Annotated in this window: 18 protein-coding genes; 5 read left to right on the plus strand and 13 right to left on the minus strand. The window is 59.7% G+C overall.

Features of this window, described 5'->3' with window-relative positions:
* Positions 1 to 5: 5 nt before the first annotated feature.
* Together ASILVAE211_RS26355 and ASILVAE211_RS17260 are read right to left on the minus strand one after the other, a co-directional pair.
* Entirely contained in the window at positions 6 to 1,517 is a 1,512-nt protein-coding gene (locus ASILVAE211_RS26355; protein WP_227322595.1) for a sugar ABC transporter ATP-binding protein, read from the minus strand.
* 15 nt (positions 1,518 to 1,532) lie between these two features.
* The gene (locus tag ASILVAE211_RS17260) at positions 1,533 to 2,546 is read right to left on the minus strand and encodes a sugar ABC transporter substrate-binding protein (RefSeq protein WP_227322596.1); all 1,014 of its coding nucleotides are present in this window, start codon (positions 2,544 to 2,546) and stop codon (positions 1,533 to 1,535) included.
* Positions 2,547 to 2,723: 177 nt separating this feature from the next.
* Between ASILVAE211_RS17260 and ASILVAE211_RS17265 the strand changes: the two genes are divergently transcribed.
* The 3 genes from ASILVAE211_RS17265 (at position 2,724) to ASILVAE211_RS17275 (ending at position 4,314) form a co-directional block, all read left to right on the plus strand.
* Complete coding sequence (locus tag ASILVAE211_RS17265) at positions 2,724 to 3,674, plus strand: GntR family transcriptional regulator (protein ID WP_227322692.1); 951 nt, start codon at positions 2,724 to 2,726, stop codon at positions 3,672 to 3,674.
* A 62-nt stretch (positions 3,675 to 3,736) separates the two neighbouring features.
* Positions 3,737 to 3,916: a DUF2256 domain-containing protein gene (locus tag ASILVAE211_RS17270; protein WP_227322597.1), complete on the plus strand. Its 180-nt coding sequence runs from the start codon at positions 3,737 to 3,739 to the stop codon at positions 3,914 to 3,916.
* A gap of 41 nt (positions 3,917 to 3,957) precedes the next feature.
* Entirely contained in the window at positions 3,958 to 4,314 is a 357-nt protein-coding gene (locus tag ASILVAE211_RS17275) for a hypothetical protein (protein ID WP_227322598.1), read from the plus strand.
* Between the two features lie 22 nt (positions 4,315 to 4,336).
* On the opposite strand, the gene ASILVAE211_RS17280 is transcribed toward ASILVAE211_RS17275, so the two are convergent.
* Positions 4,337 to 4,597 (minus strand): hypothetical protein, encoded by a 261-nt coding sequence (locus ASILVAE211_RS17280; protein ID WP_227322599.1) that lies wholly within the window; start codon positions 4,595 to 4,597, stop codon positions 4,337 to 4,339.
* Between the two features lie 605 nt (positions 4,598 to 5,202).
* Between ASILVAE211_RS17280 and ASILVAE211_RS17285 the strand changes: the two genes are divergently transcribed.
* Positions 5,203 to 5,724, plus strand: coding sequence for a hypothetical protein (locus tag ASILVAE211_RS17285; protein WP_227322600.1), 522 nt, complete (start codon positions 5,203 to 5,205; stop codon positions 5,722 to 5,724).
* Here the strand turns inward: ASILVAE211_RS17285 and ASILVAE211_RS17290 are convergent.
* The 9 genes from ASILVAE211_RS17290 to ASILVAE211_RS17330 all read right to left on the minus strand — a co-directional run bounded on the left by ASILVAE211_RS17290 (position 5,708) and on the right by ASILVAE211_RS17330 (position 15,206).
* On the minus strand, positions 5,708 to 6,244 hold the full coding sequence (locus ASILVAE211_RS17290) for a low affinity iron permease family protein (RefSeq protein ID WP_227322601.1): 537 nt from the start codon (positions 6,242 to 6,244) through the stop codon (positions 5,708 to 5,710). The two genes, ASILVAE211_RS17285 and ASILVAE211_RS17290, sit on opposite strands and share 17 nt — an antisense overlap.
* Positions 6,245 to 6,282: 38 nt before the next feature.
* Positions 6,283 to 6,540: a hypothetical protein gene (locus ASILVAE211_RS17295; RefSeq protein WP_227322602.1), complete on the minus strand. Its 258-nt coding sequence runs from the start codon at positions 6,538 to 6,540 to the stop codon at positions 6,283 to 6,285.
* A gap of 232 nt (positions 6,541 to 6,772) precedes the next feature.
* Entirely contained in the window at positions 6,773 to 7,711 is a 939-nt protein-coding gene (locus ASILVAE211_RS17300) for a choline/ethanolamine kinase family protein (RefSeq protein ID WP_227322603.1), read from the minus strand.
* Between the two features lie 3 nt (positions 7,712 to 7,714).
* Positions 7,715 to 8,629 (minus strand): phosphotransferase family protein, encoded by a 915-nt coding sequence (locus ASILVAE211_RS17305; protein ID WP_227322604.1) that lies wholly within the window; start codon positions 8,627 to 8,629, stop codon positions 7,715 to 7,717.
* Positions 8,626 to 9,882, minus strand: coding sequence for a Zn-dependent hydrolase (locus tag ASILVAE211_RS17310; RefSeq protein WP_227322605.1), 1,257 nt, complete (start codon positions 9,880 to 9,882; stop codon positions 8,626 to 8,628). The genes ASILVAE211_RS17305 and ASILVAE211_RS17310 overlap by 4 nt, the downstream gene beginning before the upstream one ends.
* 43 nt (positions 9,883 to 9,925) lie before the next feature.
* Positions 9,926 to 11,719, minus strand: a complete 1,794-nt coding sequence (locus ASILVAE211_RS17315) for an ABC transporter ATP-binding protein (RefSeq protein ID WP_227322606.1) — start codon at positions 11,717 to 11,719, stop codon at positions 9,926 to 9,928.
* A complete protein-coding gene (locus tag ASILVAE211_RS17320; RefSeq protein WP_227322607.1) occupies positions 11,719 to 12,636 on the minus strand; it encodes an ABC transporter permease in 918 nt (305 codons plus the stop codon). The genes ASILVAE211_RS17315 and ASILVAE211_RS17320 overlap by 1 nt, the downstream gene beginning before the upstream one ends.
* On the minus strand, positions 12,636 to 13,616 hold the full coding sequence (locus ASILVAE211_RS17325) for an ABC transporter permease (protein WP_227322608.1): 981 nt from the start codon (positions 13,614 to 13,616) through the stop codon (positions 12,636 to 12,638). Before ASILVAE211_RS17325 ends, ASILVAE211_RS17320 begins: the two co-directional genes overlap by 1 nt.
* A 15-nt stretch (positions 13,617 to 13,631) precedes the next feature.
* Positions 13,632 to 15,206 carry an ABC transporter substrate-binding protein gene (locus tag ASILVAE211_RS17330; protein ID WP_227322609.1) on the minus strand — a complete coding sequence of 525 codons (1,575 nt, stop codon included), beginning with the start codon at positions 15,204 to 15,206 and terminating at the stop codon, positions 13,632 to 13,634.
* A gap of 241 nt (positions 15,207 to 15,447) precedes the next feature.
* On the opposite strand from ASILVAE211_RS17330, the gene ASILVAE211_RS17335 reads away from it, so the two are divergent.
* Positions 15,448 to 16,209: a DeoR/GlpR family DNA-binding transcription regulator gene (locus tag ASILVAE211_RS17335; RefSeq protein ID WP_227322610.1), complete on the plus strand. Its 762-nt coding sequence runs from the start codon at positions 15,448 to 15,450 to the stop codon at positions 16,207 to 16,209.
* Between the two features lie 113 nt (positions 16,210 to 16,322).
* Here the strand turns inward: ASILVAE211_RS17335 and ASILVAE211_RS17340 are convergent, their stop codons facing one another.
* Entirely contained in the window at positions 16,323 to 19,661 is a 3,339-nt protein-coding gene (locus tag ASILVAE211_RS17340; RefSeq protein ID WP_227322611.1) for a Hint domain-containing protein, read from the minus strand.
* Positions 19,662 to 20,345 lie beyond the last annotated feature (684 nt).

Consider the following 20,345-nt stretch of genomic DNA (forward strand, 5'->3'; position numbering starts at 1 on the left):
TGCGGTTACCGGACATCGGAGGACACGCCCTCAATGGCGGAAATCATGGCGTGATCATCCCATCCTGAGGAAAATTCAGCGACCAGCTTGCCGTGGTGCATGACCAGAACGCGGTCGCAGAGTCTCAGATCTTCAATCTCGCCGCTGGCCAGCAGAATGGCCTTCCCGATCTGCTTTTGCTCTTCGATGATCCCAAGCAGTTGCACCTTGGACCGGACATCAACGCCCGCTGTCGGATCAATCAGAACCAGGATATCCGGATTGCTTGCCATGGCGCGCGCCAGAACAACCTTCTGCTGATTGCCTCCCGACAAGGCGGAGACAGGTTGATCTGGCCCGCTGGTCACCACGCCCATGCGGGTGATCGCTGCCCTCGCCGCCACCCGCCTGCGGCTTTGGACAATGAAACCCATCGGGCCGAGCCCGCGGCTGATCGTCATGGTTGCATTCTCAGCAATGGATTGACCGAGAACCAGGCCCTGACGATGCCGGTCCTGCGGCACACAGCCCACACCAAGTGCCAAAGCGGCTGGCACGTCGCCCAGGGCAAGCTGCTGTCCATGGATGCGGATGCTCCCACTTGCAGGACAGCTCAGGCCTGCGACGGCTTCCGCGATTTCGGTGCGGCCGCTTGAGGTGGCCCCGGCGAGACCGACGATTTCACCGGCAGAAACCGCCAAAGTCACGGACTGATAGGTAAGGCCCGATACGTCATCCATTGCCAGAGCCGCCTGGGCGGCAGATCGGCGCGATGGGCTTGCCGCGATAGCGTTGAGCGCCGTTGCCTCACCGGTCATGGCCTCTATGAGTTTCGTCTTGGGCAGGTCCGCTACCGGCGCCGTCAGAATATGACGTGCGTCCCGCAGAACCGTCACTGCCTGGCACAGCTCGTAGACTTCCTGCAGGTGATGGGAAATAAAGAGGAAGGTCACGCCTTCCTGTTGCAGTTCCCGCATGCGGTCGAACAAGCGGCGTATTTCTATGCCGTCCAGCTGGGCGGTGGGTTCGTCCAAAATCACGAAGCGCACGCCATGGGAGAGTGCGCGCGCAATTTCGACAAGCTGCCGGGATTCGACGCTCAGACTCTCGGCCGTCTGATCAACCGCGACATCAATGCGCCAGCGGTCAAGCAAGGCACGCGCTTGGCGCCTCATCTCACGCCAGCTGATCATGCCAGCGCGGCCCGGCTGGCGGTTAATGAACAGGTTTTCCGCAACCGTGAGCCCCGGGATGACCGTCGCATGCTGATAGACGCAGGCGACCTGCTTGCGCCAGCCTGCACGATCAGAAAGCGGTGGCGCAGCCATGCCGGCGAACCGGACATCTCCGGTATCAGGCGCCCTCAATCCGGTCAGGATGCTGACGAGCGTCGATTTGCCGGCGCCATTCCGCCCGACCAAGGCATGAGATTTTCCGGGCATGACCCGAAAGCTGGCATCGTGAAGCGCTGTGGTGGGACCATAGCGCTTTGAGATGCCTCTCGCTTCCACGACCGGCGTTACATCGATGGTCTGCACAGGCTCAGGCCACGCTCAGAGCTGGTTCGCCCAGAGGCTTTTGTCGTCAACATTGGCCTTGGTAATAAGGGGCGCCGGCAATTCATCTTCCAGGATACCGGGGGCGATTTGCACGATCTTGCTGCCATGATCCGTGGGGCCAGTCTGGAAGGTTTTTCCGGCCATGGCCGCCTGCGTGTAAAATAGTCCATATTTTGCATAGAGATCAGCGGGTTGCGATACCGTCGCGTCGATTTCGCCCGAGCGAATGGCGGCAAGTTCCTGCGGAATTCCGTCATTGCTGACAATGACAATATGGCCGGCATCACCGGTATGATGCAGCATCTTATGCCGCTTCAAGGCTTGCAATGTCGCGGCCAGATAAACGCCGCCCGCCTGCATATAGATCGCCTTTATATCGGGATTGGCCGGCAGAAGGCTGTCCAGACCGGCAGCCGCGACGTCCGATTTCCATTGGGCTGGGATATCGAGCACCGTTAAGCCGGGATAATTGGCCTTGATGCAGCTATGGAAGGCTTCCGTCCGGTCACGACCATTGACTGACACGACGTCGCCCATGATCTGGACGACTTTGCCCTGTTTGACGTGGTCGCCGATATAGTGGCAGGCCTGCTCGCCATAAGCGCGATTATCGGCACGCACCACCATGGCAACAGGGCCTTTGTCAGGCGCGACATCAACCGTGATGACCGGAATATGCTTGCGCGCCGCTGCATTGAGGCCGGGTGCGATACCGGCGGAATCGATCGGCGAGACGATCAGACCGCCGGCGCCAAGATTGATGAGATTGTTGATGTCGGTGATCTGCTTGGCAGAGTCCTGGTCAGAATTGACTGGCGCCAGGATAGAAATGCCCATGCTTTTGGAAAAGGATTTGATGTATCGATCATAGGCAGTCCAGAAGGGCGAGGTCAAAAGGGAGTAATCGACCCCTATTTTCGCCGGTTCTGCCGCCAAGGTTACTCTAGCAGCGGGAAGCTGCACAACCTGTAGGCTGAGCAAGCTCAGTGCCAGATAGAGTTTTTTCACGAGACAATCCCCGCATTATTTTTGTTGGGCGCTTCACTACCGCTTATACAAACGCTAATCTAATTAAATAATGCATGCAATATGCAAAATTGGAGCGATGCGGTGATCTTGGCGGATGTGGTGGCTGCGGATGACCAGGGTCTGAAACCACCCGATGGACGCCGGCACATTCATGAGATGGTCGCCGAGGCATTGCAGGCGGCCGTTCGGTCCGGGGCGATCAGCGGTGGCGCCATTCTGCGGCCCTCCGCCATAGCGGAAGCCTTTGAGATCAGCCGTGTTCCGGTCCTTCGTGCTTTGGCAACCCTGGAGCAATCCGGGCTCGTCGCCCGCCGCTCGCTGCGCGGCTTTGTCGTGGCGGGCCCGATCGGCGCAGAGCATAATCTGTCAAAGGCCGAGATTCAGGACATCGTCCCTCATGCCATGCAGGATGCCGTCAGGTTTCGTACATGGCGCAATCGCATCTATCCAGATCTGGAGCGGGAAGTTGCCGGGCGGCTGTTGTTTGGGCATTTTCAGATCAAGACCCAGGCCCTGGCGCAGCACTACCGTGTCAGCCGCACCGTTGCCAATGAACTGCTGGTCGGTCTGGAACGTGTCGGCATTGTGCGGCGGGAATCCAATGCCCGTTGGTATGCAGGCCCTTTGACCAGAGACCATATCGTCGAGCTCTTCGAGCTCAGAATTCTGCTCGAGCCTGCGGCCCTTTTGCAGGCAGCCACTGTTGTCACATTGCCCGAGCTAAGCGTGATGCAGCAGCGCGTTGTCGACGCATTGCAGCAGAAACGGGCCTGTCCGCCGCCCCTTTTGCATCAGCTGGAAATCGACCTCCATCACGGCGTTGTCCTGCGCTGTGCCAATAGCCAATTGCGTGACGTTCTTTATCGTTGCCAATTGCCGCTGATCACCAGCCATCTCGCCTTTGGCATTGAACAGGACCGGCCCGAGGTTCCCCCTATGCTATATGCTCACGCGGAAATTCTGGCCGCCATGCTGGATCGGGATTTTGCCAATGCCGCCTCGGCATTGGCGGAGCATCTGCGACAGTCGCGCCTGGAGGCTTCCGCAAGAATTTTACGCGTGCCAAGTCATATCGGTCGCCCGCCGTCTTATATGCAACGCGTTTAAATCCTGAGCCAAAGGGCATAGACGTCCAACAAACACGTTTTTTGGAACCGTCAGCGGACGATATGGCGCACAAGAAACCTCACCTTCCAACGAAGATATGTGTCGCGTGCGCTCGGCCGTTTGCATGGCGGAAAAAGTGGACGCGGGATTGGGATGCCGTCAAATTCTGCTCCGAAAAATGCCGGAGGCTGGGCATCTCGGACAAGGCGCCGCATCGTGACAAGGACAGAGATCAGCCGTAAACGATGCCCATGATGGCCGGCAAAACTCTAGGAGAGCGTCGATGGCGCGCACGATAAAACCGTTGAGCAGCCCGATCTTGGAGCGCCTCACCCATGTGCTTGTCCGCTATCTGGGGATCTGCCCATCCAGCCCTGAAGCTCTTGCAGCCGTGGTCCAGCCAGATCTGACCTTCGTCAGAACACTGAAAAGCGCCTATTGGGAGGCCGGCGAAGACCTCGATTCGCCGGATAGGATCGCGTTTTTTCATCTTATTGCCCGCCGTTTTGCCGGCGAACCTTGGCCTGCACAGGATAAGGGCAAAGACTATTTCACCAAGACATTTTTGCCCAGCCTGCAAGAGGGTGCGCTGGCGGCTGGTTGGACGGTCGTAACGCCTGACAGTAAACGCGGCGGCTAAGTTTTTCGCCGTTTTCCGTCCGTCAGTGGATTGAATGCGGTCCCGCGCAAATAGAATCTTCTGATTCCTGATCGCGTTTCATGGCGATTTCGACGACATGAGGCTGCAACTCTGCAAAGCAGCCGCTTTTGATTAAAGCGACGGCAGCATCCATGGCGGCGACAGCATCAGGGTATCGGCTGCCCATGGGAACATCAGATGCCCAATCCAGCGCCAAAGGAACACGCAAGCTAGGATGAACCCAAATCAAAACGGCAGTGTGATGACCGTTGGTGCCTGACATTTTAAACCTCAATCCGACGCTTTCGGGATTAGGCGCAGTCCAGTCTCGTGACAATAGAGAACCGCCCTGCCCTATCCCAATTACTTAGCGTAAAGCGGTTTAGTGCCATTTTTTAGAAAATTCAAAAGTTTTTTCTAAGAACAAAAACTCAAAGTAGTTATTTATCGGGTTATTTTATTCAGCAGGCTTGTCTTTGTGGAGAGCATTCGTGCTCGGCCCTCAGCTATCGGCCCAGGATATTGTTCTTTTGTTCAGAGGTTGCGCCAAAATATAGGCGTTCATCTTGAGCTAGCTTCAACAAACAGGCGGCTTCTACTGCCAAATATCTAGGCCTTGTTTGGAGGCTTAACTATATAATACCAATTATTCAAACGAGTTAGTGCTCAGGCGCTTGGTCGCGCGACTCTTAATCGATCCGGAATTCACGTCGCCCCTATCCCTCAGGCCAAGGGCCTTGCCTTGCTTTTGAACGGAGCGCCGGGTTCTCGGCCGTGGACCATGCCACTTAAAGCAGATAAATTGGCGCCATGGCATCTGTCCCTCGGTTTACAGTCGACCCGACCTGCCTCATCGCGCTGGCGCATGATGGGTCAGCGGTCGAGCCTATGCGCGCTCTGATCGAGGCTCATAACGAAGGCCGCATCGAGCTAGGAGTTATCGCCCTGTCTCCTTCAGAAAAACAAGGAGGGCTTCATTATGCGGAAACATTCAGTATTTTTGAGAAACGGCGAGCAGAGCTGAACATTGGCCACTTGCCGCTGGTTTTGCCGAAATTGTATTTGGATATTGGATTTCTGGATTGCGCATTGGTCGCGCATGACGAAGGCGATTTGGAGCGGCAGCTCCATGGTCTGCTCCACCCCGAGGTTGAATTTTCCTACGACCTGTTTTGTGAGAATCTCGGACTAGATCCGCGTGCGCCTGGATGGTTTGGCCGTCATCGTTGGCGTAACGCTAAATGTGACGTTCTAGCGATCTGGAGCCATATAAACGAAAAACGGGACGTCTTCGTGACGACCGACGCAACATTCCTGAATGCTCATTCTTTGCTGGCAAATTCTTTTGGCGCCGGACGCATATGCTGTCCCAAGGTCGCGGCAATGAATGCGCTTACGGATCAGTGCTGAGCGTATCGGCAATGCGACGCCGCGCATTGCGCAGGTTGGCTGTGGCTTTCCCCAGGTCCTCTTCCACTTCATCGAGTTCTTCGGGGAGGGCGACGGCTTTAGAGAGCGCGGCAAACCGCGCTTGAATAAGGCGCATGTCGGCATCGCTTAAATCTTCAAGACCGAGGAGAGCATTACGCGCTGTTTCATTGGCGCGGATGAGTTCATCGAGTTTAATTTGAATCATCCGCGTGTCGCGATTTTGCCCATGCTGAAGGAGAAACACCATCAAGAACGTAATGACGGAGGTGCCTGTATTAACGACAAGTTGCCATGTGTCGGAATAATGAAACAGCGGCCCCGTGACACCCCAGACAATAATAACAAGGCAGGCCGTCACGAAAGTTAATGGCCTGCCAAGAAGAACGCCCGTTTTTTGTGCGAAGCGAGAAAATAGCACCTCCATGGCCTTCTCCTTGTCTGGCTTTACTTTGCGGGCATGAGGCGCTTCAAGAGTCATGGCAATGGCGGGTTCGGTCACGGCCAGCCGCCGTGACCGAATGATCGGCGCGACCTTGCTTAAGCGCGGTAGCTCAACATGCCAACCAGGCGATCTTCACCGCTATCCGCTTCATCAAGCTTGAGACCGACCACAGTCAGGCTTTTATTTTCCTGCTGGTAATCTTGCTCGGTCGCAGATGGGGCCTTGAAGCGAAAGCTACGCCCATCATCGAGCAGGCCCAGCATTTCGCTGTTCTCCTGAAGCTGAATGATGAATTTTTCACCGGGGACAGGCTTTTCTGACGCTTTGACATCAATTTCTGCACTTGTGGGCATAGTGGGCCTCCGTCTTGCTAAGTTGCAAATCTTGACAGGAGATTGGAACTGCATGGTCGGCAACAAGGCCGCTCCGGAAAGCTTGCACAATATCGCGTTCAATTCCGAGTGCTGTGGTGCGCTGTCGTGCGGCGACGGCAAGCTTGCCGCGCTCCTAGTTCTGCCCACGTCAAGCCGGCGAAACACTTTCGCGTCGCCGCGCATGAAAGGGTATCCGGGTCAATTCCATCGTCTACACGGCGCGGAGCCAGGTCTCCCAGCGCGGATCATGGAAAACCGCGCGGGCGCGCATATGCTTCCAGACGCCGTATTTGTAGAAGTCGAAGTCGAGAGCCGAGACTTTCTGCTGCACCATGGACCAGGTCGCCCATTTCACGTCCGCCAGCGCCTTATGGACGGTGACACGGGCAACGGTCGCGGGGTCCGCGCGGCCGAAGTAATGCTCGATCAGCGCGTATTCCGTTGCCTCATCAAAAAACATCTCGCCGAACCAGATGCCGAGGTCGTAGCAGCGGTCGTTATTGGAGGCGTATTCGTAGTCGATGAGCATGATGGTGCCGGCATCGTCCACCATGAAATTGCCGGCCATCGGATCATTGAAACAAGGCACGAGATCGAGGCCTGAGGCTTCCAGCGCCGCCCGCGCACGGCGATATTCCAGATCCAGCCAGGCGAAATCAGGCGGCACCCAGCCGCCGAGCGTCCTGACCTGATCGACATGCTCGTCGATCATGTCGAAAACCGTCTTGGTCAGCACCAGCGGCGCCGCGTCATGCAATTGGCGATACACATCCAGCGCCGTGCGGCAAAGGTCAAGATTGCGAAAATCGACATGCGTGCAGGACCGGCGTCCCTCGATGAAGTCCGAAATCTCAATCCCGTCCGCCGCCAGATATTCGTAAACTTTCGGCCCTATGCCTAAAGAGGCCGCCTTACGGCTGGCATCCAGGGCGGCCGCGCGGTCGATGAACATCTCCGTCCCTTTACCAGGGATTTTGACGAAGAAGCTGGCGGGATCGTCGCCCAGCCAGACGCGCCAATTCGGATTGCTGATGCCGCCTGACACCGGCGCATAGCGCAGATCCTGCCCGGCCCAGGCGGAGACGCGGCTGACCGCTGCTTCCAGGTCAATCTCGGCTTCCGTATCCGCCTCTCCCAATCTGCGTTCCATGGGCTAGATCCGATGCAGGTGCTGGGCGAGCTGCGTATCGCGCAACGCAGAGCGCGCGCGCAGCAGGCGCCATTCGCCGTATTTGAGGAATTCAAGACCGCGCCGGGGCGAGATCTTGGACAGAACAAGCCCGCGCAGGCCCCAGAGCAGGTCATCGGCCACGCTATAGGCGCGGCAGCGGAGCAGCGCGCTCTCCGTGCAACTGCCATCCTGCATCGCAATGGCCGCGCGCCAATCCGCCTCGAACAGGCAGGCTTCGCCCAGGATACAGGCGAGATCGTAATAAGGGTCGCTCATGCCGGCGCAGTCGAAATCGACCAGCATGACGGCGCCCCCTGGCCCCAGCATGATATTGGACGCCTGACCGTCATTATGACCGGGTGCACGGTCGAAGCCTGATGCGGCAATCGCCTGTTCGATCTGTCCGGCTGTCCGCGCCAACTCCGGCATGTCACCCGGCAGCGCAGTGCCGCGGGCCGCCGCCCGCGCCAGCCAGGACCGTATTTCCGCGAACACGTCCCACGCCCTGGTCAGTGGCACTGCTTCGCGGAAAGCCTTTTTGGCCGCAATCACAGCGGCCAGAACATCGGCATTTTGCAGATCGCCCAGCCAGGCATTGCGCCACGGCGAGGCGAGATACTGAAATCCGACGGCCTGCCGATCGGGTGACGCGAAGAGCACATCCGGGCCGACGTTCTGCCCGGCCGCTGCCACGGCACCGTCGTAAGCCGCAACAGCGTCGATTGCGCCTGACATATCGGGCTCCAGGCATTTGAAGAAGACCTGCTCGCTCCCTTTAACAGCGATTGCATTGGACCATTCCACCGCCTGCCACATGGGCGAGGCAACGGCGGCCACGCCAGGGCGCAGAACCGCGCCGGCCCAGGGTGACGCCGCAACAGCGTCCGCGATACTCACGCGCGACCTTTCAAAACGTCCAAACCTTCATCGCAGAGTTTGAAAAGCATGCTGGCCAGGATCTCGACGCCGAGTTCGATATCCTCGGGTGCGGTATATTCGGACGGATGGTGGCAGACACCGCCGACGCTCGGCACATTGACGACGATGGAGGGGCAGATGGGGATCATGCAGATGCCGTCATGCGCCGCGATGGTGTCGAGCCGCATGGTGTCATGCCCCAGTTCCGCCGCGCATTCTGTCGAAAGCGCCACCAGCCCTTCGTCGAAATACCCGACCGGACGGCGGTCGATGAAGCGCGTCTCATGCGTCACGCGCGCGATGGCGGCCCCTTCATCGGCGGCTTGCAGCATCTCGGCCTCAGCCCAGTCCAGCACGGCCTGATCGTTGGAGCGCAGTTCCAGGAACATCACCGCCTCACCCGGCACGACATTGGGGGAATTCGGGGATACTTCCAGCCGTCCGACGGAGGTGTGCAAGGTGCCGGCGGCGCGCGCCGGCATGGCGCCCAATGCGGAAATCAGATGCGCCGCGCCCAGCAGCGCGTCATGCCGGTCCGCCATCGGCGTCGGTCCCGTATGGGCCTGCCGGCCGATATAGGCGAGCCGGTATTTCACCGCGCCCCAATGCCGCGTGATGGCCCCAAAATGCTGGCCATTCGCCTCCAGCACTTTCGCGCATTCCACATGCAGCTCGATATAGGCCTGCGGATAAGGGAAAGGCTTGTCGCGGCCATCATAGCCGATGTCTTTCAGCGCCTCGGCGACCGTAATGCCGTCGCCGTCCTTCCGGCTGAGCGCGTCCTTGGCCGTCATCATTCCGGTATAGACGGATGCCCCGAGCAGGCTGGGTTGAAAGCGCGCGCCTTCCTCATTCGTCCAATCGACAATGGCGAGGTTGCAGCGCGGCGCTTTCCCGCTTGCGGCCATCGCCTCCCGCACCGCCTGCACCGCCTCGCAGGCGGCCAGTACGCCATAGGCGCCGTCGAAGCGTCCGCCGCGCGGCTGGCTGTCCAGATGCGAGCCGGTCATCACGACCGGCGCGTCCGGGCCGGCCCAATCCAGCAGCCCGACCATATTGCCCATCTCATCGACGGTCAGCCGCATCTCCTGCTCAGCCAGCCAGGCCGCCAGGTGGTCACGCGCCGCACCGTCCTCGGCCGAGAGCGTCAGCCGGTGCATGCCGCCATCCGGCGTGCCGCCATGGGGGATGAAATCATCCATCAGCTTATGAAGGCGGGCTTTGTTGATCATAGGGGTTTCAGTCTTCCGTAAAGCAGAATCAGGGCGCCGATCGTCAGGGCGCAGGCGCGGTGACGTGGCAGGCGGCCAGCCGTCCGGGCTGCCGGCTCCACAAGGCCGGTTCCTTCATGCGGCAGGTGGTCATCGCCTCGGGGCAGCGTGCCGTGAAGGAACAGCCGGGCGGCAGGTCGATCGGGCTCGGCGGCTCACCATCCAGCAGCACATCCTCGGTCCTGTAAGGCCGTTCGTCCAGCGTCGGCACGGCCGAGAGCAGCGCCTTGGTGTAAGGATGGCCAGGGTCGTAGAAGACCCCCCCGGTATCGGCGATTTCCACCATCTTGCCCAGATACATGACCGCGATGCGGGTGCAGACGCGGCGCACCATGGCCAGATCATGGGAGATGAAGAGATAGGTCAGGCCGTGCTTGGCCTGCAACCGCTCGAACAGATTAAGCAGACGCCCCTGCTCCACAGGGTCCAATGCGGAGAGTGTTTCGTCTAAAATCAGCAACTTGGGCTCCAGAACTAAAGCGCGGGCGATATTCACGCGCTGGCGTTGCCCGGCGCTCATGCCGATGGGCAGGCGGTGCAGGTCATCGGGCGAAAGCCCTACCTCCGCCATCGCAGCCCGCACGCGCTCCGCCGTTTCCTTCCGGCCGACGCCGTGGATGGTGAGAGAAGAGCTGATGGTGCGGCCCACCGGTAGATGTGGCGGCAAGCAATTATAGGGGTCTTGCAGCAGCAACTGGAAACCGCGCCGCATGGCGAAGCGCTCCCGCCCCGTCATCTCCGCGATATTCTTTCCTTCGAAGAGGATGGCCCCACTGTCGGGCTCCTCGACCCAGGACAGCAAGCGGGAGAGCGTGGACTTGCCGCAGCCCGATTCCCCGACCAGGCCGAAATTGTCGCCCTGAAAGACGTCGAAGCTGACGCCGCGCACCGCCTGCACATTCTGCTTGCCGAAGAACCGGCTGCGGTCCTTCACGGAATAGGTCTTGGTGATGTCGGAGACCTGTAGGATCGGCGTCACTTCGGCGGTCGAAGGTTCGGGGGCAGGCTCGCCCGTCCAGATACGCGGCGTGCGCGCCACCAGTTCCTGCGTCACCGCGTGTTGCGGGCTGCGGGCGATGGCCATGGGCAGGCCGCGCTCGACGATGCGCCCGGCGGCCAGCACCGCGACCTCATCGGCGATTTCCGCGACAGAAGGCACAGACGTTGTGATGAAGACGATGCCGGCATTGGTCCGCGCGCGCAGTTCCTTCAGCAGCCGCACGATCTGGGCCGCGACCGTCACATCCAGCGGCTGAATGATATTGTCGCAGATCAGCAGGTCCGGCTCATTGATCAGCGCATCGACGATCACCGCGCGTTGCAGCATGCCGCCGGAATACTGGCCGGGGAATTCCGCGAAGCGGCGCGCGGCGGAGGGGATACGCACGGCATCCAGCAGGGCGATGACGCGCTTTTTCGCTTCCGCCATATCCGTGCCAGGGGCCACGGCCAGCAGTTTCTCTGCGATCTGCACACCGACCGGCAAGGTGGGGTCGAAAGCATTGCCTGGGTCCGCGCCAATAAAACCGATACGGGGACGAACTTTCCGCTGCACGTCAGAACTGCGAAGATCTTCGCCGCGAAAGCGCACGCTGCCGCCGGTGATGCGCAGCGGGTCTGAGACCCAGCCGACCATAACCTTGGCAAGCGTCGTCTTGCCGGCGCCGCTCTCCCCCAGGATGCCGAGCACGCCATCGGCTGGCACCGTCAGATCGATGCCGTCCAGAACGGCGCTGCCATCCGGCCGGCTGATGGACAGGCCTTCGAGGCGCAGCAGCGGTGCTGTTTCGTGAAGCATCAGATGCGTCCCTCCAGAACCTGATTGCGCGCGCGCTCGATGGAGGAGCCGACGAGATTGATGCCGAGCAACGTCAGGAACAGAAAGGCGCCGGGCATGGTGGAAATCCACCAGGCGTTGATCAGGTATTGGCGGCCGTCGGCGATGATATTGCCGAAGGTCGGTGTCGGCGGCTGCACGCCGATGCCGATGAAGCCCAGAATGGCCTCGAAGATCATCATGCGGGCGATATCCAGCACCGCGACGAAGGCGATGGGTGGCAGCACGTTCGGCGCGATCATCTGGAGCATGATGCGGATCGGCGATGCGCCCAGGATTTTCGCGCCGCGCACATATTCGCGCTGCCGCTCCGCCAAGGTGACGGAGCGCACGACGCGCGCATAGCCGGGCCAGCCCGAGAGCGCGAGAACAAGCGTGACGCTTTCCGGGCTGGGGCGATGCACCGTCAGAATGGTGATGGCCAGGATGATGACCGGCACGGCCAATTGCGCGTCGGTGATGCGCATCAGCACCGTGTCGATGATGCCGCCATAGAACCCGGCCAGAAGGCCGACGATGGCACCGACCACGAACATGATGATGACGGCGGACACGCTGATCATCAGAGCGTTCTGCAAACCGATCAGCGAGCGCAGGAACAGATCGCGCCCCAGCTGATCGGTGCCGAGAAGATGAGTCCAATGACCGCCCGGCAGAAAGGCCGGCGGCCAAAAGCGCTGCATGATATGCATGCGCGTCGGCGAAAGCTTGGTAAAATGCGGGTAGATGAGCGCGGCGCCCACCAGCACCACCAGCAGGAACAAGCCGAGCTTGAATTCGAACTGCCTATGGGTCGCACGCCAAATGCGGCGGCCGGGTGTCTCCATCCGCACGCGGACGCGTGGCGCCACTGCGGTCGCTACCGTGTCTGAGGGCATCAGAAATCCAACCTCGGGTCGATCTTCGTCGAAATAAGATCGACGAGGATATTGATCACGACGAAGATACAGGCGGAGATCAGCGCGACGCCCTGGATGACGGGAAAGTCGCGCTCCAATACCGCCTGCACGGTGAGAAGCCCGATACCGGGGTAGTTGAAGATATATTCCACGATCAGCACGCCGCCGAGCATGGCGCCGATCTGCACGCCGAAAATATTGAGCACCGGCACGGCCGCGTTGCGCAGAATATGGCGCAGAAAGATGCGACGCTTGGACAGGCCACGCACATCGGCCAGTGCCACGAAATTGCGCTGCTTGGCCGAGGCGATTGAGCTCGTCAGGCTCCGCATGAAAATGGGCGACATCTCGATGGCGATCACGAAGGCCGGCAGGATCGTATAGGAAAAACCCTGATACCCAATGGAGGGGATCCATTGCAGTTCGGCGGTCACGACAAGGGCAAGCACGATGGCCAGCCAGAAATTGGGAATGGAGACGAAGGCCGAGCCCAGATAGACGGCGAAGCGGTCGAACCAGCCGCCAGAATTCATGCCCGCCACGATGCCGATCGGCACCGAGATCAGGAAGGCGAAGACCAGGGCGAGTGCGGCCAGTTGCAAAGTCATCGGCAGCGACTGCTCCAGCAAGGCGACGACGGTCGCCTTGTCGCCTAAGGCCGACGTATCGCGGCCCCCCGCCGCTTCCCCGCCTGATTTCGCCTTGATGAAGGAGGTGCCGAGGTTGCCCTGCAGCACCTGCCCCAGCCAATGCACATATTGCACCGGAATCGGGTCGCGCAGGCCCATCTCGCGCGCTGTCTGCTCCACAACGGCATCGCTCGCCATTGGGCCCAGGATCAGGCGCGCCGGGTCGCCGGGCACAAGACGCAGCGCCGTGAAGATCGCGAAAGACACGATCAGCACGATCAACACGCCTTGCGCCAGACGGCGAATCAGAAAGGTCGCGAGAAAAGCCATGACGCGGCCTCCGTCTTAGGCGGCGAAGCTCGCCTTGTGCACATCCATGGGACCGTTCGGGAAGATATAGAAGTCCTTCAGATGAGCATTGACCGCGTTCAGGTTGACGGACGTGAACAGCGAGAGCGACGGCGCTTTGGACGCGATGACTTCCGTTGCCTTGCCCACCAAGGCCTGACGTTTCGCGGTATCGGTCTCGTTATGCTCGGCGTCGAAAGCCGCATCGATCTCGGGGTCGGAAATACCGTTGATGATGCCGCCCACAGGACCGGCCTTGGAATAGAACATGGCACGCAGCACCATGTCGGGTTCCGGCGTCGCGGTTGACCAGCCGCAGTCGATCATATGACCGGCGGGTTCCTGACCCTTGTGCTGATACAGCACATCGCCCCAGGCGCCAGTTTCCATGACGTTCAGCTTCACGTTGAAGCCCTGGTCCTGCATCATGCCGGTGATGAGCTCGCCGTAATCCTTCGTCTTCGGATAGAAGCCGGTGGAGGTGATGTAGTCGATTTCCGGGAGGCCCTGGCCGTTCGGGAAACCGGCCTGCTTCAGCAGCGCCTGGCATTTGTCGGCGTCGAATTCCGGATAGTTCGGCACCGTCTCGTAACCGAATTTGAGCGGGCTGATGTAATCGCTGGACTGACCACCGGCGTCGCCCATCAGATCCATGATCTGCGAACGATCGATGGCATGGCAGGCTGCCAAGCGCACCAGGGGATTGTCGAAGGGCTTCTTGTTGCAGCGGAAATGCAGATATTTGTTTTCGGTCGACAGTTTACGGCTGACGGCGACGCGCTGATCCTTTTTCAGCGTCGCATACTGCTCCGGCTCCAGCCGCTGCAGAATGTCGATATCGCCGCTCAACAGGCCAAGCACGCGCGTCGTGGCATCGCCGACATAGCTGAACTGGACCTGATCCAGGATCGGGCGGCCCTGATAGTATTTATCGAAGGCGGCCAGATAGGTGACATTGCCCTTCTGGTCGGCAAATTTGAACGGGCCGGTGCCGTTCGGGCGCTGCGCCAGAACGGACGGGTTTTTCACGTCGGCGGCGGACAAAATCGCCATATAGCCGCCCATGAACTGGAAGGCCGAGGCCGGGAAGCCGAACTTTTTGGTGTGGACGCGGGCGGTGAGACGGTCGACCACCTCCACTTCGCACTGGCCAGGGAAAAAGGCGCTGGCCGGGCGTGCGGGATCGGTGAAATATTCCATCGTCGCCTTCACATCCGCCGCCCCGAAGGAGGCGCCGTTATGGAAGGTGACACCGTCACGCAGCGAGATTTCCAGCGTATAGGGGTCAATAAGCTTCTGGCCGGTCGCCAGTTCCCAGACCATTTCGGTCGGATTGGACGCGCGCATGGGCGTGCGGAACAACTGCCCGAAGACGAAGCCTTCGAAGTTGATCTGCCCGAGCGAAGTATGGCTCGTCGGATCCCAGTTGCCCGTCACAGGCTCCGCGGAAGCGAAGACGAGCGTGTTGCGGCCGGCCGCATTCGCGCGGCGAATGAACGGCATCGGCAAAGCCAAGGCGGCTGCCGAACCGGCTGTGGCCGTCAGCAGCTTGCGACGAGATAACTGGTACATAGAACCCTCAGCGTGAAACGCGTGAACTCCGGTACCGTGTTAGCGACTGCGTAGTCCCCGATTATCCGGCGATCATTGAAGGCCGCCGCCGAATGCGTGTCATGCGCGATCCTAGCGGCAGACATTCGACGCCGCCAAGAACTAAATCCACAAATCCACAAAAAAACAGAAAACCACACAAATCGGCTTGCGGCGCGCGCACCTCGCGCGGCATCATTCCAGGCTGACGCGAGGGAGCGCTATGTGGGTCGACGAACGCCAGCAACGCATCATGGAGATGATTGGCACGGTCGGCCGTGTCGAGACGGATGCGATTGCGGCTGAGCTTCAGGTATCACGAGAGACGATCCGGCGAGACCTGCTGCTGCTGGAACGTGACGGCAAGCTGCGCCGCGTCCATGGCGGTGCGGTACGTGCCGATCCGCCGCCGGAGCGTCCCTTCCGCACCCGCAAGCGCGTACAGATGGATGCGAAACGCGATATTGCGCGGGCCGCCGTCGCTCTGATCAAGCCCGGTAGCAGTTGCTTTATCGATGCGGGCACGACCACGGCGACATTCGCCCAGGAACTGGTTCATGTTCCGGAACTGCTTGTGATTACCAATTCCCTGGAAGTCGCGATGACCCTGCGCGCGGCCAACAGCAATAGTGAAATCCTATTGCTGGGCGGATTGATGGGAACCGAGGTGCCATCCACCTACGGCGATGTCACAATCGCGGAGATCGCACGCCATCGCACGGATATATGTATTTTGTCGCCGGTCGCGCTCGACCCTGAGGCCGGGGTGACCTATCATGACCTGAATGAGGCGGCCGTCGCGCGCGCCATGATGCGCCATACCAGCCGCAGCCTGATCCTTGCCGATCATACCAAGCTGGGCTGGGTAAGCCGTAGCGTTGTCTGTGCATGCTCAGAGATCGATGACCTGATCTCGAATGCCGATATCGCGGATCTCGCTCAATATCGCGAGTCCGGGGTTAAAAACACGCGCTCGACCCATTAAAGCGCAGGTATCGCAGCAGGATCCTGATCGCCACATCGCTCCGAGAAGCGATATGACGATCAGTGAGAGCGGTCAGACACAAGCGCTTGTCTGCGCGCTCAGACAGACTCCCACTAGGCCACCCTCACCTTTTTCTGCCCGCGACCCCGGTGGGCGGGCTGGGCGGCCCGGTCTGCGAGACGCGCCTGAATGCGCTCCACCTCCGGACCCGTAACCTTCAAGGGCGCGCAGCCGAGGATATCCCAGGCGATATCCGAGAAGTCCGGATGCAGCACGATGGGTTGGCCGCCATTGGCGAACATGCCGCGACCGCCAGATTCGAGATAGCTCTCGGTCGGCAATCCTTCAGACAGCAGAACCTCGTGCTGCTTGAGCTGGACATGATAGTAGACGACGCTCTGGATTGAGTCATCCGTCCGCACGGTAGTGCCGTTGATGAGATACTTCACCGGCACGAGGACGCCCTCCACATAGATCGCGTGATCCGGCGAGAGCAGAAGATCACGCATCGGCTGCTTGGGGCCAAAAGCGCCGCGCTGCACGCGCACCGGGCGTACCTTCCCAGGCGCCGGGTGGCAGCTGATATCGACCGCACGGAAGCCAACCCAGACAATTGGCGTCACGCGCCGCTTGCCTTCAGTCACGGTTACCACGCCGTCGCCTGCCTTCAGTCGTTCCACGGGGATCTCGCCCGCAGTCGTCAGAATATGAGTGCCCGCCGCGAAGCAAGGCAGCACATCCGTGGTGAGCACCAGATCGCCGTTGCTATCCGTGGAGGTCGCAAAATCGCTCGCCTGGTAATCGCCTTCCACCTGGATGGTCGCGACCGTCGTGATGGGGATGCCCAGCACCGTGCTCGACTGTGTGATGGTCACGACGCCATCGGCATAGGTCTCGCTCGCCCCGCCAAAGCCGGTCAGGACAATGCTGTCGCCCTGCTGGAAGCCACTGACCAGGCTGCCGAAATCGGCGGCGTCGTCGAGCACCAGCTGGCCCGTGCCATCCGTAAAATCAAAGCTCTGGCCGCCGCTAGCGGAAGCGCCGAGTTCGACTTGGCCGCCGTCGCTGAGAGAGGTGACCCCGCCGCTGCCCTGAAGTTCCGCATCGATCATCAGGGAACCGCCATTCACCACCATGGCGCCGGTGTTCGAGAAGGTGGTGACGACGCTTTCAACCGTCGCCAGGCCGCCGCTCGTCACGCTCAGCGTGCCGGCATTGGCGAAAGCGTCGAAGGTCTGGATTTGCAAGCTGCCGCCATTCGTCACGGAAACCTGGCCGGCATTGGTGAAATCCGTCGTGCCGATAACCAGATTGCCGCCCGGCGCATCTGCCAGAACCGTGCCATCGTTGATGACAGTGCCGGCACCGGTGATGGCGTCGCTGACGATGCTCGGCCCCGTTTGGATGATGGATCCGCTACCAAGCGTCAGCGTGCTATCGACCTGCAAGGTCGAAACGTCATCCGCGCTGCCGATAGTGATCGTCGTCGCGTTGAGGGTTTCGTTGTCCGCGATTTCAAGCGTGCTATCCGCGCCCGTCAGCGCGATGGTGCCGGCAGAGCTGCCATCCGCGCCGGTGATCGCAAACCCGCCCTGTAGCACGACGGTGTCGCCGTCACCGATGGTAAGCAGGCCTTCAATCGTATCGTCCTGGAACGTGCTGGTGCCGAGGCCCAAAACGCCGCCATCCATGACGATGGTCGCATTCGCCAGCGTTCCGAAATTGTCCAGTTCCGAGAAGGCGCCCGTGGCATCGATATCGATCGTATTGCCGCCGGCATCCAGCAGACCGTCGATCTCGACCGTGCCGCCCACCGTCTGGCCCTGCGACATTTCGGGCGCATAATTGTAAAGGTCGAATTCAGAACCGGTTCCGATGCGGATAGAGCCGGTATTGAGGAAAGCGGAGGCGTCGAGTTCCGAGACCGTGCTGCCATTGCTGATCGCCAGCAGGCCGCTATTGTCGAAGGTGCCGAAAACCTCGATCTCCAGATCCTGGCCGCCATTGACCGTCAGACCGCCATTATTGTCGAAATCCGTCGTTTCCAGCACCACCGTGCCACTGCTGCCATCCACGAGGAGGGAGCCGTCATTGATGACGATGCCGGCCCCGGTGATCATGTCGGTGGTGATGCTGCCGGCCGTTTGCAACAGGATACCCTGCCCCAGCGTCAGCGCATTGTCGACTTGCAGCGTGTCGAGATCGCCGGCATTGCCCATGGTGATGGTTGCATTGTCGAGCGTCTCGGCATCCGTCACTTCCAGCAGCGCATCCGCGCCCGTCAGCGCGATGGTGCCGGGCGTGCCGTCGGCATTGACCACCGTGAACCCGTCCTGCAACACGACGGTGTCGCCGTCGCCGATGGTGAGCAGGCCTTCGATCGTATCATCCTGGAAGGTGCTGGTGCCGAGGCCCAGAACGCCGCCATCCATGACGATGGTCGCATTCGCCAGCGTGCCGAAATTGTCCAGTTCCGAGAAGGCGCCTGTGGCATCGATATCGATCGTATTGCCGCCAGCATCCAGAAGGCCGTCGATCTCGACCGTGCCGCCCACCGTCTGGCCCTGCGACATATCGGGCGCATAATTGTAAAGGTCGAATTCCGAACCGGTGCCGATGCGGATGGAACCGGTATTGAGGAAAGCGGAGGCGTCGAGTTCCGAGACCGTGCTGCCATTGCTGATCGCCAGCAGGCCGCTATTGTCGAACGTGCCGAAAACCTCGATCTCCAGATCCTGGCCGCCATTGACCGTCAGACCGCCATTATTGTCGAAATCCGTCGTTTCCAGCACCACCGTGCCGCTGCCGCCATCCGCGAGGAGGGAGCCGTCATTGATGACGATGCCGGCGCCGGTGATCATGTCGGTAGTGATGCTGCCGGCCGTTTGCAGCAGGATGCCCTGACCCAGCGTCAGAACATTATCGACTTGCAGCGTGTCGAGATCGCTGGCATTGCCCATGGTGATGGTCGCATTGTCGAGCGTCTCGGCATCGGTCACTTCCAGCGTCGCATCCGCGCCCGTCAGCGCGATGGTGCCGGGCGTGCCGTCGGCATTGACCACCGTGAACCCGTCCAGCAGCACGACGGTGTCGCCGTCGCCGATGGTAAGCAGGCCCTGGATGGTATCCGCCTGCAGTACACCGTCGGCGACGTCAAGCGAACCACCATTCAGTATAACTGTTGCGTTGGCGATTGTTCCCACATCAACGAGCAAGCCAGAGGTTAAAGTGACCTCGGCAACTGAGAGGAAGCCGTCAACCTCGACAGTGCCGAGTGCATCATCGAGCATCAGCCCGGATACCGTCACGCTGTCGGATAGGCCGATTAAAACATCCGCAGCAGCGGACCCGGCGATCGTTGCCGTGTCTGATGACCCTGGCACCTGCTGTGGGGTCCAATTGTCCTCGTCCGTCCAGTTTCCCGAGCCGCCATTCCAGCTGATGTTTGGCATGTCACCGCCCTTCCCATGATCTTCACGACGAAAGTCATCGCCTCGGCATGTTTGCCGAGGTGGCCATTACGTCTGGTTCTTGCACGTTCAAAGCTTGCTGCCCGCCTTGCGACGATGCTTCATGAATGACGGTAGTCGACCTGAGGGAGGTGGAGTTGTTAACCTTCGAAGAAACTCATCCTTCCACATTGCCGTCTGTATGTTTTGCCATTGCGATCTCATATTCAGAGAAATTGCTTATTTTTCTGTGCTCTATCAAAAACGCAGTTTTTGTATCAGTGGATCATAGCACGGAAGGCAATATCGCGTTTGGCCCTAAAAGCCCATGCCATCCGCAGAACTCTGCGCTTTTTCGTGACATAATCGAACGGCAAATCATTGCGAGTAAATCGCAATATCATTTACCTTATCAGTTTAGGCATCAATTTATTTGTGGGTACGATATTTATTTGTAGAATCAATGCGATTCTTATTTTCAAACAATAAATGCCTTTCGCACAAAGAAAAAATCTTGATCGTTTCGGATCGTGTCATCAAATTTTAACCGTATTGATAGGGACGAAAAACGTCTTTGTCTGAAAAAACCAGATGCCACGACATAAGCGGATATTCAGTCCGCCCCAATCCACTCTGGAGATGATCCAATGAGGACTAAGCCGGTATCGTGCCTTGCACGATCACTGC

The sequence above is a fragment of the Acidisoma silvae genome (genome assembly GCF_020618775.1).
GTDB lineage: Bacteria > Pseudomonadota > Alphaproteobacteria > Acetobacterales > Acetobacteraceae > Acidisoma > Acidisoma silvae.